Source organism: Vibrio sp. Isolate25, from assembly GCF_022398025.1.
In the GTDB taxonomy this organism is placed as follows: Bacteria; Pseudomonadota; Gammaproteobacteria; order Enterobacterales; family Vibrionaceae; genus Vibrio; species Vibrio coralliilyticus_A.
The window spans coordinates 72,873-88,055 of sequence record NZ_JAKEUT010000007.1 but is presented as its reverse complement, the minus strand read 5'-3'; the positions used below and the strand labels follow the sequence as shown (position 1 = coordinate 88,055).

Annotated in this window: 12 protein-coding genes; 8 read left to right on the top strand and 4 right to left on the bottom strand. The window is 45.2% G+C overall.

From position 1 onward, the window contains the following. Window positions 1–75 precede the first annotated feature (75 nt). The 5 genes from oppB to L1D15_RS14690 all read left to right on the top strand — a co-directional run bounded on the left by oppB (window position 76) and on the right by L1D15_RS14690 (window position 5,028). Window positions 76–996 carry an oligopeptide ABC transporter permease OppB gene (oppB, locus tag L1D15_RS14710; RefSeq protein WP_239876257.1) on the top strand — a complete coding sequence of 307 codons (921 nt, stop codon included), beginning with the start codon at window positions 76–78 and terminating at the stop codon, window positions 994–996. 15 nt (window positions 997–1,011) lie between these two features. Then, window positions 1,012–1,914: an oligopeptide ABC transporter permease OppC gene (gene oppC / locus L1D15_RS14705; RefSeq protein WP_239865852.1), complete on the top strand. Its 903-nt coding sequence runs from the start codon at window positions 1,012–1,014 to the stop codon at window positions 1,912–1,914. A 50-nt stretch (window positions 1,915–1,964) separates the two neighbouring features. Continuing rightward, entirely contained in the window at window positions 1,965–2,936 is a 972-nt protein-coding gene (locus L1D15_RS14700) for an ABC transporter ATP-binding protein (RefSeq protein ID WP_239876323.1), read from the top strand. Continuing rightward, window positions 2,933–3,925 carry a murein tripeptide/oligopeptide ABC transporter ATP binding protein OppF gene (gene oppF / locus L1D15_RS14695; RefSeq protein ID WP_239876256.1) on the top strand — a complete coding sequence of 331 codons (993 nt, stop codon included), beginning with the start codon at window positions 2,933–2,935 and terminating at the stop codon, window positions 3,923–3,925. Before L1D15_RS14700 ends, oppF begins: the two co-directional genes overlap by 4 nt. 158 nt (window positions 3,926–4,083) lie before the next feature. Continuing rightward, the gene (locus L1D15_RS14690; RefSeq protein WP_239876255.1) at window positions 4,084–5,028 is read left to right on the top strand and encodes a glutathione S-transferase family protein; all 945 of its coding nucleotides are present in this window, start codon (window positions 4,084–4,086) and stop codon (window positions 5,026–5,028) included. Between the two features lie 101 nt (window positions 5,029–5,129). On the opposite strand, the gene pta is transcribed toward L1D15_RS14690, so the two are convergent. Together pta and L1D15_RS14680 are read right to left on the bottom strand one after the other, a co-directional pair. After that, window positions 5,130–7,295 (bottom strand): phosphate acetyltransferase, encoded by a 2,166-nt coding sequence (pta, locus tag L1D15_RS14685; protein ID WP_239876254.1) that lies wholly within the window; start codon window positions 7,293–7,295, stop codon window positions 5,130–5,132. Between the two features lie 119 nt (window positions 7,296–7,414). Then, complete coding sequence (locus tag L1D15_RS14680) at window positions 7,415–8,611, bottom strand: acetate kinase (RefSeq protein ID WP_239865857.1); 1,197 nt, start codon at window positions 8,609–8,611, stop codon at window positions 7,415–7,417. 345 nt (window positions 8,612–8,956) lie between these two features. Between L1D15_RS14680 and yfbV the strand changes: the two genes are divergently transcribed. Next, window positions 8,957–9,409 carry a terminus macrodomain insulation protein YfbV gene (gene yfbV, locus L1D15_RS14675; protein ID WP_239837284.1) on the top strand — a complete coding sequence of 151 codons (453 nt, stop codon included), beginning with the start codon at window positions 8,957–8,959 and terminating at the stop codon, window positions 9,407–9,409. Window positions 9,410–9,523: 114 nt separating this feature from the next. Here the strand turns inward: yfbV and ald are convergent, their stop codons facing one another. Next, complete coding sequence (ald, locus tag L1D15_RS14670) at window positions 9,524–10,648, bottom strand: alanine dehydrogenase (RefSeq protein ID WP_239837283.1); 1,125 nt, start codon at window positions 10,646–10,648, stop codon at window positions 9,524–9,526. A 174-nt stretch (window positions 10,649–10,822) separates the two neighbouring features. Here ald and lrp point away from each other — a divergent pair, with 174 nt between their 5' ends. Further along, the gene (gene lrp, locus L1D15_RS14665) at window positions 10,823–11,317 is read left to right on the top strand and encodes a leucine-responsive transcriptional regulator Lrp (RefSeq protein ID WP_006959094.1); all 495 of its coding nucleotides are present in this window, start codon (window positions 10,823–10,825) and stop codon (window positions 11,315–11,317) included. Window positions 11,318–11,513: 196 nt separating this feature from the next. After that, window positions 11,514–14,414: a DNA translocase FtsK 4TM domain-containing protein gene (locus L1D15_RS14660; protein WP_239866764.1), complete on the top strand. Its 2,901-nt coding sequence runs from the start codon at window positions 11,514–11,516 to the stop codon at window positions 14,412–14,414. 182 nt (window positions 14,415–14,596) lie between these two features. Here L1D15_RS14660 and dsbB read toward each other — a convergent pair whose 3' ends face one another. After that, window positions 14,597–15,118, bottom strand: coding sequence for a disulfide bond formation protein DsbB (gene dsbB / locus L1D15_RS14655; RefSeq protein WP_239865859.1), 522 nt, complete (start codon window positions 15,116–15,118; stop codon window positions 14,597–14,599). Window positions 15,119–15,183: the final 65 nt, after the last annotated feature.

Here is a 15,183-nt window from a genome sequence, read left to right as displayed (position 1 = left end):
TTCAATCTAAATTCGTAGAAATTTGATTGATTCCTTCATTAACTTTTAACCGTCACAGACTGAAAGAGTGAGTTTATGCTTAAATTCATCGCGAAAAGGATATTTGAGGCGATCCCAACCATGCTGGTTTTGATCACTGTATCTTTCTTTCTTATGCGTTTCGCTCCTGGTAACCCATTCTCTAGCGAACGTCCATTACCGCCAGAAGTTATGGCGAATATCGAAGCTAAATATGGGCTAGACAAGCCAGTATTTGAGCAATACACCACGTACTTAACTAACGTTATCCGAGGTGATTTTGGCCCTTCATTCAAATACTTAGACTATTCAGTAAATGAATTGATTTCAGTGGCATTGCCTGTATCAGCGAAAGTTGGTTTCATCGCATTTATATTTACAGTAATCATGGGTGTAAGTATAGGTACGATTGCAGCTTTGAAGCAGAATACTTGGGTTGACTACACCATAATGTCCACTGCCATGTTAGGTGTAGTAATGCCTTCATTTGTATTGGCTCCTGCACTTATCTATCTCTTCTCGCTACATTGGAACCTATTTCCCGCTGGTGGTTGGCAAGATGGAAGCTTGAAGTATTTAGTGCTACCGGTTATTGGTATGTCACTGCTTTATGTTGCTACGTTTGCACGTATCACTCGTGGTTCAATGATTGAAACCTTAAACAGTAACTTTATCCGTACCGCTCGCGCGAAAGGTCTAAGTTACCGTTACATCATCATCAAGCATGCACTTAAGCCAGCGCTTCTTCCTGTTGTTTCATACATGGGCCCTGCATTTGTAGGTATCATCACAGGTTCAGTTGTTATCGAAACCATCTTTGGTCTACCTGGTATAGGTAAGCTATTTGTTAACGCTGCATTTAACCGTGACTACTCGCTAGTAATGGGGGTAACCATTCTGATTGGTTTCTTATTCATTCTATTTAATGCGATTGTAGACATCCTACTTGCAATGATTGACCCGAAAATTCGCTACTAACAGGGACGTTTGGTTATGTTAACGAAAAAAGAAAACCTAGAAGCGATTGAAAAGTTCTCAGAAAATTTAGAGATCGAAGGTCGCAGCTTATGGCAAGACGCTCGCATCCGCTTTATGCGTAATAAGGCAGCGATGGTGAGTTTGTTCATCCTATTCTTAATGACGCTAGCGGTTATCGTTTTACCGACTATTGCGCCATACACTTATGATGATACTGACTGGTACGCTATGCATGTTGGACCAAATGCAGAGCACTGGTTTGGTACAGACAGTTTAGGTCGTGACCTTTATGTTCGTACCTTGGTGGGTGGCCGGATTTCACTGATGGTCGGTGTAATGGGGGCGTTTGTAGCGGTGTTGATCGGTACACTTTACGGTGCAGCTTCAGGCTTTATTGGCGGCAAAGTAGACCGTGTCATGATGCGTATTCTTGAAATATTATACGCAGTACCGTTTATGTTCCTAGTTATCGTACTAGTGACCTTCTTCGGTCGTAACATCATTCTGATCTTCGTCGCGATTGGTGCGATTGCGTGGCTAGATATGGCACGTATTGTACGTGGTCAGACACTTAGCTTACGCAGTAAAGAGTTCATCGAAGCAGCGCACGTTTGTGGTGTGAGCAAGTGGAAAATTATCACTCGTCACATTGTGCCAAATGTACTTGGTATTGTAGCGGTTTACTCAACGCTTCTAATCCCGAGCATGATTTTGACTGAATCATTCCTATCATTCCTTGGTCTTGGTGTTCAGGAGCCAATGACAAGTTGGGGCGCCCTTCTTCAAGAAGGTGCTCAGACAATGGAAGTAGCAATCTGGCAGCTTGCATTCCCTGCAGCATTCATGGTTGTGACTCTGTTCTGCTTCAACTACGTTGGTGACGGTCTGCGCGATGCGCTGGATCCTAAGGACAGATAAAACTGAATAGCAAATAAAAACAAAAGCTATAAAAGATTAAGGAAGCAATGATGAGCTTATTAGATGTCAAAGATCTGCGTGTCGAATTTACCACTCAAGATGGTATCGTCACCGCAGTAAACGATTTAAATTTTTCTCTGAATCAAGGCGAGACTCTAGGTATTGTAGGGGAGTCTGGTTCAGGTAAATCACAGACTGTATTCGCTATTATGGGTTTACTTGCTAAAAACGGCATTATCTCAGGTAGCGCGAAATTTGAAGGTAAAGAGATTCTTAACCTTCCAGAAAAAGCACTCAACAAAGTACGTGCCGAACAGATCGCGATGATCTTCCAAGACCCGATGACGTCTTTGAACCCATACATGAAAGTCAGCGATCAGTTGATGGAAGTACTGATGCTTCATAAAGGTATGGGCAAAGCTGAAGCATTCGAAGAATCAGTACGCATGCTTGAAGCCGTGAAGATTCCGGAAGCACGTAAGCGTATCACTATGTACCCGCATGAGTTTTCAGGCGGTATGCGTCAGCGTGTGATGATCGCGATGGCGCTATTGTGTCGTCCTAAACTGCTGATTGCCGACGAACCAACAACGGCACTGGATGTGACGGTTCAAGCGCAGATTATGGAGCTAGTTAATGAACTCAAGCATGAGTTCAATACCGCTATCATCATGATCACTCATGATCTGGGTGTTGTTGCGGGTTCTTGTGACAAAGTATTGGTTATGTATGCGGGCCGTACAATGGAGTACGGTACTGTCGATGAAATTTTCTATAATCCTAGCCACCCTTATGCTGAAGGTCTGCTAAAAGCGATTCCTCGTCTGGATACAGAAGGTGAAATTCTACCTACAATTCCGGGTAACCCGCCTAACTTACTTCGTTTACCACAAGGCTGCCCTTACCAAGAGCGTTGCCACCGTGTAATGGATCGTTGTAAGAAAGAAGCGCCAATCTTAACGCCATTTGGTGATGGCCGTCAGCGCGCATGTTTTTCAGAATGGGAGGCTTGGAGCAAATGAATATAGATAAGAACCTAATCCTAGATGTTAAAGATCTTAAAGTCCACTTTAGCATCGCGTCTAAGTCGGCATGGCCATGGTCTAAGCCTTCGAATCTGAAAGCCGTCGACGGTGTTAACGTACGCCTTTACGAAGGTGAGACACTAGGTGTCGTCGGTGAGTCAGGCTGCGGTAAGTCGACATTTGCTCGAGCAATCATTGGTCTTGTTGAAGCGACTGACGGTGACGTGATGTGGCTTGGTCAAGACCTGACGAAGATGCAAGAAATCCAGCGCCGTGAAACGCGCAAAGAAATTCAAATGATTTTCCAAGATCCTTTGGCATCGCTAAATCCGCGTATGACAGTGGGCGACATTATTGCTGAACCTCTTGAAACTTTTTACCCTGAGCTATCAAAGCAGGAAGTAAAAGATCGCGTTAAAGAGATGATGGCGAAAGTAGGCCTCCTGCCAAACGTGATCAACCGTTATCCGCATGAATTCTCTGGGGGGCAGTGTCAGCGTATTGGTATCGCTCGAGCGCTTATCTTGAGACCTAAGATGATTATTTGCGATGAACCGGTATCGGCACTTGATGTATCTATTCAAGCTCAGGTTGTAAACTTACTTAAAGAGTTACAGAAAGAACTTGGATTGTCATTGGTATTTATCGCGCATGATTTATCGGTAGTTAAACATATTTCGGACCGAGTGTTAGTGATGTACCTAGGTAATGCGGTTGAGCTTGGTGAAGCAGAAGCACTGTTTGCCGATCCAAAGCACCCGTACACTCGCGCGCTGATGTCTGCAGTACCAATTCCTGATCCAAAGCTTGAGCGCAACAAACATATTGAGATGTTAGAGGGCGATCTTCCATCACCAATCAGTCCTCCCTCGGGGTGTGTATTCCGTACTCGTTGCCCGCAAGCAACGGAAGCGTGCGCTAACACCAAACCGTCGATTCAGGGTAATGATGTACATGCCGTATCTTGCCTACATGTTAGTGTCTAATCGATTCAGCCTGTGACGGGCTTAAGCGCGGCATCCTTCGGGGGTCGCGCTTTTTTTACTTCAAATAATTCGAACAACAAAGCCAACTTATTCTGCTTTAGAGTACGTTGGCTTTTTCTATACTTAGCTCATAAATATGAACCAGTTGAGAGTGAGATATGGGTAAGTTAGTTGAAGGTAAATGGCATGATGTTTGGTACGATACGAAAACCAGCGGAGGTAAGTTTATTCGCGAAGATGCGGGTTTCCGAGATTGGGTAGAAAACAAAGCTAATGCGAAGTTTCAGCCTGAATCTGGCCGCTATCATTTGTATGTTTCTCTAGCTTGTCCATGGGCTCATCGCACCCTGATATTCAGAAAGTTGAAACAGCTAGAAGCACATATTGATGTGACTGTGGTATGTCCAGATATGATGGGAGAGGGGTGGCAGATGGGTTTGCCTGAACCTTTATTCGGTCATACGCGCATGCACCAAATTTACACACAAGCAAAACCAAACTACACAGGCAGAGTGACGGTGCCTGTGCTGTGGGATAAGAAACATAATACTATCGTGAGTAATGAATCCTCAGAAATCATTCGCATGTTTAACTCTGAGTTTAACGAGCTTACTGGTAATTATGATGACTATTATCCAAGTGATTTGAGCGCTTTAATCGATGAGTGGAATAACTATATTTATCCTAATGTGAATAATGGCGTATATCGCTGTGGTTTTGCGACGACTCAAGATGCATATGAAGAAGCTTACGATAGCTTATTTGATGCGCTTGACCGTATTGATGCTCATCTTGCAACGCACCGATATCTTGCGGGTAGCCAGATAACGGAAGCCGATTGGCGATTGTTTACGACACTGATTCGGTTTGATGCCGTATATGTTGGCCATTTTAAATGTAACAAACAGCGCATTTCGGACTACTCAAATCTGCATGGTTATATGAAAGAGCTGTATCAAGTTGAAGGCATCGCCGATACGACAGATTTCTATCATATTAAGCGCCATTATTACTTTAGCCACACAGGCATTAACCCAACACAGGTAGTCCCGAAAGGTCCTGAACTTGATCTAGAATCTGCTCATGGGCGTGAAAGCCTCTAGAGTCGGATTGAGGTATAAGTAAGCAGAGTGTGTTTAAGAGAAATAATGAATATAAAAAAGCCCTCTAAAAATTAGAGGGCTTGATTCGTTCAAAGGGATTATCAGTTAACCACTTTTTCTTCTGCTTGTGCGGCTTGATCGGCCTGAATCGCTGTGAGTGCGATGGTGTAAACAATATCGTCAACGAGTGCGCCACGAGACAAATCGTTTACAGGCTTACGCATGCCTTGCAGCATTGGACCGATAGAGACAAGGTCGGCTGAGCGCTGTACCGCTTTGTATGTCGTGTTACCCGTGTTTAGGTCTGGGAATACGAATACCGTTGCCTTACCGGCTACTGGAGAGTTAGGTGCTTTAGAAGCAGCAACGTTTTCCATGATAGCCGCGTCATACTGTAGAGGACCGTCGATAACTAAGTCAGGACGCTTCTCTTGAGCAATTTTAGTCGCTTCACGTACTTTATCTACGTCTGCACCTTTACCTGATTCGCCAGTCGAGTATGAGATCATTGCCACGCGTGGGTCGATACCGAATGCCGCCGCAGAGTCCGCAGATTGGATAGCGATTTCAGCTAGTTGTTCTGCTGTTGGATCTGGGTTGATCGCACAGTCACCGTAAACCAATACCTGATCAGGTAGTAGCATAAAGAATACAGAAGACACGATAGACGCATCTGGTGCTGTCTTAATGATTTGGAACGGAGGAACAATCGTGTTTGCTGTGGTGTGAACTGCACCAGAAACAAGACCGTCTACTTCGTCGTTCTCAAGCATCATGGTACCAAGGAATACGGAGTCTTGTAGCTTCTCACGGGCAACAACTTCCGTCATACCTTTGTGACCACGTAGCTCAACCAGACGTGCTACGTAGTTCTCACGTACTTCATCAGAGTTGATAATGGTAACGCCAGTACCGAGTTCAACGCCTTGCTGCGCAGCAACGCGCTTGATTTCTTCTGGGTTGCCAAGAAGTACACACTCTGCAATGCCACGTTCAGCACAGATGGCTGCCGCTTTAACTGTACGTGGTTCATCACCTTCGGGAAGAACAATACGCTTACCTGCACGGCGTGCAAATTCAGTAAGCTGGTAGCGGAATGCTGGTGGGCTCAGACGGCGAGACTTTTGAGTGCCCTCCGTCATAGACTCAATCCAGTTGCCATCGATGTGGCCCGCAACGTGTTCGTTAATAAACTCGATACGCTCTTTATCGTCTGCAGGAACCTCAATAGAGAAGCTCTGTAGGTTTAGAGATGTCTGCCATGTGTTTCCTTGGGCCTTAAAGATAGGCAAGCCTGAATCGAACGCTGGCTGACATAGGCCAACGATCTCTTTTGGAATGTCATAACCGCCAGTGAGAAGAACTGCACCGATTTCAACACCGTTCATTGCTGATAGCGCTGCAGCTACAATAACGTCTGGACGATCTGCGGAAGTGACAAGTAGTGAGCCCGGTCTAAAGTGCTCGATCATGTTTGGCAAAGAACGTGCACAGAAAGTGATGCTCTTGATACGGCGAGTATTGATGTCGCCTTCATTGATGATTTCCGCATTCAGGTGCTTCGCCATGTCGATTGCACGAGTTGCAATCAAGTCGATGCTCCACGGCACACAGCCAAGAACACGAATTGGAGATGTGTTAAAGATCTCCATTACTTTCATTTCGTTCTGCTTCGCGCTATCTGCATCGTCAAAAATTTCAGATAGGTCAGGGCGAGTACGGCCTGCTTCATCAACAGGCGCATTAAGCTTGTTGATGATAACACCGGAGATATTTTTATTCTTAGTACCGCCGAAGTTAGAACAAGCGACTTCGATACGCTCTTTCAGCTGTGCTGGGTTATCTGTACCAGGTGTTGCGACAAGAACGATTTCTGCCCCAAGTGTTGCAGCAATTTCTGCATTCACTTGGTTAGCAAATGGGTGCTTGCGAGTTGGAACTAGACCTTCGATCAGCGTAACGTCTGCGTCTTTGTTGATCTGGTGATAACGTTCTACAACCGTTTCTAGCAGCTCATCCATGTTGTCGTTACCGATAAGGCTCTCAGCAACAGACATCGCCATTGGCTCACCGATCTTCACATCGCTGTTATGGCCAACGATAGTGGAAGTGAGATCCGGTTGATCACCACCAGAGCGTGGTTGACAAATCGGCTTGTAGAAAGAAACTTTAACGCCTTTGCGCTCCATAGCGCGAAGAACACCCATGCTTACGCTAGTAAGACCAACACCAGCGCTGGCAGGGATAAGCATAATAGTACGAGACATTCGTAGAGTACCTTTAGCTATTTTAGATAAAGCCCAACTTCGTATTCCTAGAGTGGAATACGAAGTTACGCCCCTTAGTAAGAAAACCGGCTGACTTTACAGTCAGCCGGTGAAGTCAATTAAAGACCTGCTAGACGCGCAGTGTCTTCAGCGATAACGAGCTCTTCGTTAGTTGAGATAACCATCGCTGGGATGCGGCTGTCGGCTGTAGTGATAGTACCTTCGCCACCGAAACGTGCTTTCAGGTTAGCTTCACCATCTACTTCAATACCGAATACGCCTAGGCGATTTAGAACCATCTCGCGAATTGGGCCAGAGTTTTCACCGATACCACCAGTGAATACGATCGCATCTAAACGACCTTCTAGTGTTGCAGTGTAGCCAGCAACGTATTTCGCTAGGCGGTGGCAGAATACGTCCATCGCGCGAGTTGCTTCTTCTTTCTCACCGTAGTTGTCTTCAACGAAACGACAATCAGAAGTCACTTCGGTCAGACCTTGCAGGCCAGACTCTTTAGTTAGCATAGTGTTGATTTGCTCTACAGAGTAACCAAGTGCGTCGTGCAGGTGGAAGATGATCGCAGGGTCGATGTCACCACAACGAGTGCCCATTACTAGGCCTTCAAGCGGAGTTAGACCCATTGAAGTATCAACTGATTTACCGTTTTTGATTGCACAAACAGATGCACCGTTACCTAGGTGACAGTTGATGATGTTTAGTTCATCTGCAGGCTTACCTAGACGCTCAGCTGCTTCGCGAGCGATGAATAGGTGAGAAGTACCGTGCATACCGTAGCGACGGATACCGTGCTCTTTGTACAGGTTGTATGGAAGTGCGTATAGGTACGCTTCTTCTGGCATAGACTGGTGGAAAGCCGTATCGAATACCGCTGACATTGGCAGGCTAGGGAATGCTTTTTGAGCGGCTTTGATACCGATGATAGCCGCTGGGTTATGCAGAGGTGCTAGTGTTGCACAGTCTTCGATACCTTTAAGGACGTCATCTGTGATAAGAGCAGATTGAGTGAATTTCTCACCGCCGTGTACAACACGGTGGCCCACTGCTTTAAGTTGCTCGGCAAGTTCTGGCTTAGAAGCAAGAATAGTTTCAACGATGAAAGAAAGCGCTTCATCGTGTGCTGCGCCTTCACCTAATTGTGCTTCGTGCTTACCGTCCAGTTTCCATTTGATACGTGCTTCAGGAAGGTGAAGACATTCAGCCAGACCTGTTAGGTGCTCGTTGCCGTTTTCTGCATCGACAATCGCGAATTTAAGAGAAGAACTACCGCAGTTTAAAACTAAAACTAGCTTTGACATGAGTGACTACCTGTAATAATCAGTTAGGATAAAAATTAATCACAAGAATAGACGAAGCGAGAAAGGCTGCGTACTAATCTTGGTCAAAAAAACGTCGAATTCCGTATAAAAGACAGCAGTGATTCCCGAACACTGCTCTTGCATCCGCTGCAGAAAGGTCCCGAGAGTTGCTTAAATTGTAAATAACGGCAACAATGAGATTGTGGGCCTGCAAAGGATAACGATAATAGCCAATAATAACAAAAAAATTTGAAAGAATATTAACTTTCATCAATTTTTTACGCTGAAAGTTGAATCTTTCAACTGAATTTTAGTTTGGGCCCAATACTGAAGTGAGAGAGTCCTATGAGTAATAAAGCCGGTTTAGTTAATAACCTACGTGACGGGCAGAAGTACATGGATACTTGGCCTATGCGTAAGGAACTCAATTTACTGTTTCCAGAACAGCGCATCATCAAAGCCACCAAGTTTGGGGTGAAAGTGATGCCCGCAATCGCAGCGATCAGTGTTCTCACTCAAATGGCCTTCAATAATTACTCGGCAATGCCACAGGCTGTCATTATGGCATTGTTTGCTCTTAGTTTACCGGTTCAGGGGATGTGGTGGCTTGGTAGTCGTGCAAATACTCAGCTTCCTCCTGCGCTGGCAGGTTGGTATCGGGAAATTCATCAGAAGATAGTAGAGAGTGGTTTTGCGCTTGAACCAATGAAAAGCCGACCTCGTTATAAAGAGCTCGCTCACATCTTAAATCGCGCCTTTCGACAGCTAGATAAAAATGCTTTGGAGCGTTGGTTCTAAATCAAAGCAGTACCACTACGTGACTTAAGTGATACACGGCCTAGCTTAATTTCTTATTTCAAACAAAAAAACGCTCACCGAGGTGAGCGTTTTTTTAGTTATTGCTATCCCATATTAGTTGAACATAGCGATAGCGTTAGCTGGTTCAACGTATTCTAGATCGAAGCTTTCTGCTACTTCTTTACACGTTACTTTACCGTGAATAACGTTTAGACCTTCTAGGAAGCCTTTGTCTTCAAGAAGTGCTTCACGGTAGCCTTTGTTCGCTAGCTTAACAATGTAAGGCAGAGTTGCGTTGTTTAGAGCGAAAGTTGAAGTGCGAGCAACGGCACCTGGCATGTTCGCTACACAGTAGTGAACTACGTCATCAACAATGTAAGTCGGGTCTGCGTGTGTTGTTGCGTGTGAAGTTTCGAAACAACCGCCTTGGTCGATTGCAACGTCAACAACTGCTGCGCCTGGCTTCATCTTAGCGATGTGTTCTTTAGTCACTAGTTTAGGAGCCGCAGCGCCTGGAATTAGAACAGCGCCGATGACTAGGTCTGCTTCTAGAACATGCTTCTCAATAGCATCTTCTGTAGAGTAAACCACTTTTGCGCGACCTTGGAACTCTTCGTCAAGACGACGTAGGGTGTCTACGTTGCGGTCTAAGATTGTTACGTCTGCACGTAGGCCAACAGCCATACGAGCGGCGTTAGCACCAACGACACCGCCACCTACAACCACTACTTTCGCTGGCTCAACACCTGGAACACCACCTAGAAGAAGGCCGCGCCCACCGTGAGATTTCTCTAAAGTTTGTGCGCCTGCTTGAATAGACATGCGACCTGCTACCTCAGACATTGGAGCAAGTAGTGGCAAGCGACCCATATTATCTGTTACAGTCTCATAGGCTATACAGACAGCTTTGCTCTTGATTAGCTCTTCAGTTTGTGGAAAATCTGGTGCTAGGTGCAAATAAGTAAATAATATTTGCCCTTCACGAAGCATAGCTCGCTCAACAGCTTGAGGTTCTTTAACCTTTACAATCATTTCTGCTTTCGCGAAAACGTCAGCAGCGGTAGGAAGAATGGATGCGCCTACAGCGATGTAATCATCGTCTGAAAAACCGATGCCAGAACCGGCTTTGGTTTCTACAAAAACTTGGTGACCTTGAGAGACTAGCTCGCGAACGCTCGCTGGGATCATACCAACACGGTACTCGTGGTTTTTGATTTCCTTAGGTACGCCAATAATCATCCTGAATCCTCATTTTATTTTGGTTGTATAAACTATATTAGTTGCATTAACTGCATGTAGGGTAATTCTATCGAATTAACAACTAGTATAGTTGGGTTACAATAAAATTTGATACTGAATATTAAAAAGTTGTAGTATATTTTTTTGCAAGGAAGTAATAAGGTGGAATAAAAAATGGCAGACAACAATAAGAAGCCGTCTAAGGATCTAGACCGTATCGATCGCAACATTCTAAACGAACTGCAGAAAGACGGTCGTATTTCAAACGTTGAACTGTCTAAACGAGTTGGCCTTTCGCCAACGCCATGTTTAGAGCGTGTTCGTCGTCTGGAGCGTCAAGGGTACATTACGGGCTATACAGCTTTGTTAAACCCGCAGTTCCTTGATGCATCACTTTTGGTTTTCGTCGAAATCACGCTAAACCGTGGTGCACCAGATGTGTTTGAACAATTTAATGCAGCGGTGCAGAAGCTCGACGATATTCAGGAGTGTCACCTTGTATCCGGTGACTTTGACTACCTGTTGAAAACGCGAGTGTCGGACATGAGTGCATATCGCAAGCTCCTTGGCGATACGCTTTTACGTCTTCCTGGTGTTAACGACACACGTACGTATGTTGTGATGGAAGAAGTGAAGCAGACAAACCAGTTAGTTATCAAAACGCGCTAATCTTCATTAGAGCAGCGAATACCTTTCGATATTCTGACTTAAGGTAATTGGGTTTTAAGTCCCAATATGGTTAAATCGATAGTCCGAGTGGCATAGCTGCTCGGACTATTTTTTTCCTTACTGATTAGCCGGATGGATGTTCCATCGTATGAACGTCTTGCTTGGAGTCAGTATCACGCAGTTGATTAAGTTGGTTATGTTCAAAGAGAACAAAAATAAAGTTGAAACAATAATCAAAACTGGAGAAGAGCCTCAGTCCTCTCGTCTTGATGGGCCTCAACGCCTTAAAGAGTGCAGTCTTATTGTGATTGTACTGTCTTCTATATTATTGTCTGTCGCATTATTCACCTTCAGCCCTGCTGATCCTTCTTGGTCGCAAACGGCTTGGGGAGGAGACATTAACAATGCAGGCGGCCTTGTCGGTGCATGGATTGCCGATACTCTGTTTTTCACGTTTGGCTCTCTTGCCTATCCCATCCCTGTGGTTATTACCGTTACAGCTTGGGTGATGCTCAGAAAGCGTGATGAAAATGAATCTATTGATTTGATGCTATGGGGCACACGTCTTCTAGGTTTAACGATACTTATCCTGACGAGCTGTGGTCTTGCAGATATTAACTTCGATGATATTTGGTATTTCTCGTCTGGCGGTGTTGTTGGTGATGTTTTAACTAGCCTTGCGCTGCCAACTCTCAATATTTTAGGTACAACACTAGTGTTCCTATTTTTATGGGGCGCGGGTTTTACTTTGTTAACTGGGATCTCTTGGCTCACTATTGTGGATCGAATTGGGGAAGTGGCAATCCAAGCGCTCACGAGTCTGGTTAATAGAGTTCGGGGTGAAAAGGAAGAAATTCTTGAGCCCCAGCTTGTGATGCCTCGAGAAGAAGCTCCTCAGGTGAATGATGCTGTAGAGCAAGAAGACGTCTTGTTCACAAGGGAACCTGATAAAGCACCACGTCGATTCAATATCCACATGCCTGAAGTTCATAAAGAATCAGTAGTCAATGTTCCCATTGCCGATTGCGCAGTGGTTGAACCTCAAGCCTCAGAGCAAATTACTGAGCCGGAGCCTGAAGTTGCTCATCCAGAGCGAGCTGACTTTTATGATGAAGTGTCTCAAGAGGAACGTACTAAGCAATTGGGTTCTACAATCGAAGAGCTAGAAGCGGTTGCTCAAAGTGAGGATGACTTTGCCATTCAAGAGCAAGCCACTACCTCAGAAGCTACCCATGTCGTGGAAACTGAGGAAGTACCCGATATGGCTGAAAAGCCAAAAACTATTGATGGCTCCGTTAACGAGATGCCGTGGAATAGTGAAGAGGGTCATGAAGAGCATGAGATTGTTGAACCAGTTATTGATCCTACCGAGCTTGAGCGCATTTCAAGTCATGTTGAGCCCGGAAGCACCCAACAGGAACCAGTGATTTCGACATTTGATGTGGCAGATAATGATACTTCGGATCCTGCATTAGCTGAAGAAGGCGAAGATGAAGATGTAGAGGCGTTCCAAAATATTGTCGCTGATGCTCAAGCGAAAGTCACCGCACAGCAGAATCCATTCCTCGTCCAGAAAGAAGCGAACCTACCAAAACCGAAAGAACCAATGCCGACATTGGAATTGCTTTATCACCCTGAGAAGCGCGAAAACTTCATCGATCGCGAAGCATTGGAAGAAATTGCTCGCTTAGTTGAATCTAAGCTTGCTGATTATAAGATCAAAGCCGAAGTCGTTGATATTTTCCCTGGACCGGTGATTACTCGATTCGAGCTAGATTTAGCGCCAGGAGTGAAGGTGAGCCGTATTTCCGGCCTTTCGATGGACTTGGCTCGTTCATTGTCAGCGATGGCTGTCCGAGTAGTGGAAGTGATACCTGGTAAACCCTATGTCGGCCTTGAGTTACCGAATATGAGCCGTCAGACAGTCTATTTCTCAGATGTTGTTGGCAGTCAGCACTTTATTGAAGCTAAATCTCCGACAACCGTAGTACTAGGTCAGGATATTGCTGGCGAAGCAGTCGTCGCTGACTTGTCGAAGATGCCGCACGTTTTGGTCGCAGGTACTACGGGGTCAGGTAAATCGGTTGGTGTGAATGTCATGATTTTAAGTATGCTTTACAAAGCGACGCCTGAAGATGTTCGCTTTATCATGATTGATCCGAAAATGCTTGAGCTGTCGGTATACGAAGGTATTCCTCATTTACTTTCTGAAGTGGTGACGGATATGAAAGATGCATCGAACGCGCTGCGTTGGTGTGTCGGTGAAATGGAGCGTCGATACAAACTGATGTCCGCGTTGGGTGTTCGTAATATCAAAGGCTTTAATGACAAGCTTAAGATGGCAGCAGAAGCAGGGCATCCGATTCACGACCCACTGTGGCAACCGGGTGACAGTATGGATGAAACTCCGCCATTGCTGGAGAAATTGCCATACATAGTCGTCATTGTCGATGAGTTTGCCGATCTGATGATGGTGGTGGGTAAGAAAGTAGAGGAGCTGATTGCTCGACTTGCTCAAAAAGCACGAGCAGCAGGGATTCATTTGATACTGGCGACGCAACGACCTTCTGTCGATGTTATCACCGGTTTGATTAAAGCTAATATCCCAACTCGAGTGGCGTTTACGGTATCGACGAAAACTGACTCAAGAACCATTCTTGACCAAGGTGGCGCTGAATCACTATTAGGTATGGGTGACATGCTTTATCTACCTCCGGGTTCTAGTCATACGGTGCGTGTACACGGTGCGTTTGCATCGGATGATGACGTACATGCTGTGGTAAATAACTGGAAAGCGCGCGGTAAGCCAAACTATATTGATGAGATCACCAATGGTGATCAAGGGCCAGAGGCATTGTTGCCGGGAGAAAAACCTGAAGGTGAGGAAGAAATGGATCCGTTGTTCGATCAAGTCGTAGAGCATGTCGTTCAGTCTCGTCGAGGGTCTGTATCAGGAGTTCAGCGACGATTTAAGATCGGTTACAACCGTGCTGCACGGATTGTCGAACAACTGGAAGCTCAAGGCATTGTGAGCGCGCCGGGGCACAATGGTAACAGAGAAGTGTTAGCTCCAGCACCTGGTCGTGAGATGAACTAATGCCATCTGAATAATGGATGACAAATCAAAATGAAAGGGTTGACCATATGAGCCAACCCTTTTTTAATTTCTAGCTTCTAGCTTCTAGCTTCTAGCTTCTAGCTTCTAGCTTCTAGCTTCTAGCTTCTAGCTTCTAGCTTCTAGCTTCTAGCTTCTAGCTTCTAGCTTCTAGCTTCTAGCTTCTAGCTTCTAGCTTTTGTAAACTGCGCAATAACGATAACAGCCAGTGCCGCTAAATTTGCTGCAAAGATGACAACTAGCCATTGTGGCATGGATAGTGACAGGAATTGCCAAACGACTTTGCTACAGTCTCCAAAGGCTTCAAACATCCAAGGTGCCCATTGGTTAAGAGGTGCCCAATCTGGGAAAGTGACGAATAAATCGCAGGTGGCAAAGGGAGACGGATTGAACTGATAGTTAACGTGCTCTAATGCCAACATTAAACCTTTATAAGCGCTGGCACCCCATGCCGCTAAACCAAACCAACGTATCGCTGTATTGTTCGGAGCGGCTAAACCAATCAGAGCCGCTACACCAACGCCCAGCATGGCAACTCGCTCATAGATACACATCACACAAGGTGCGAGTAACATAACATGTTGAAAATATAAGGCAGCTGCTTCAAAGAAAACGACAAAAGCAAGTAATAGCAGCCAAGATAGGCGTATTTGGGAAAAATGCTTGATGTTAGAAAGAATGTTCACAGAGTGGTCCTGTTATAAAAAAAAGCTCTGACTAATCAGAGCTTTTTATCTTGGAAAAGTTTCGA

What these genes read in the sequence shown, in the direction of transcription:
- oppB (WP_239876257.1), top strand. Translation starts at nt 76, where the DNA reads ATGCTTAAATTCATCGCGAAAAGGATATTTGAGGCGATCCCAACCATG.
- oppC (WP_239865852.1), top strand. Translation starts at nt 1,012, where the DNA reads ATGTTAACGAAAAAAGAAAACCTAGAAGCGATTGAAAAGTTCTCAGAA.
- L1D15_RS14700 (WP_239876323.1), top strand. Translation starts at nt 1,965, where the DNA reads ATGAGCTTATTAGATGTCAAAGATCTGCGTGTCGAATTTACCACTCAA.
- oppF (WP_239876256.1), top strand. Translation starts at nt 2,933, where the DNA reads ATGAATATAGATAAGAACCTAATCCTAGATGTTAAAGATCTTAAAGTC.
- L1D15_RS14690 (WP_239876255.1), top strand. Translation starts at nt 4,084, where the DNA reads ATGGGTAAGTTAGTTGAAGGTAAATGGCATGATGTTTGGTACGATACG.
- pta (WP_239876254.1), bottom strand. Translation starts at nt 7,295, where the DNA reads ATGTCTCGTACTATTATGCTTATCCCTGCCAGCGCTGGTGTTGGTCTT.
- L1D15_RS14680 (WP_239865857.1), bottom strand. Translation starts at nt 8,611, where the DNA reads ATGTCAAAGCTAGTTTTAGTTTTAAACTGCGGTAGTTCTTCTCTTAAA.
- yfbV (WP_239837284.1), top strand. Translation starts at nt 8,957, where the DNA reads ATGAGTAATAAAGCCGGTTTAGTTAATAACCTACGTGACGGGCAGAAG.
- ald (WP_239837283.1), bottom strand. Translation starts at nt 10,648, where the DNA reads ATGATTATTGGCGTACCTAAGGAAATCAAAAACCACGAGTACCGTGTT.
- lrp (WP_006959094.1), top strand. Translation starts at nt 10,823, where the DNA reads ATGGCAGACAACAATAAGAAGCCGTCTAAGGATCTAGACCGTATCGAT.
- L1D15_RS14660 (WP_239866764.1), top strand. Translation starts at nt 11,514, where the DNA reads ATGTTCAAAGAGAACAAAAATAAAGTTGAAACAATAATCAAAACTGGA.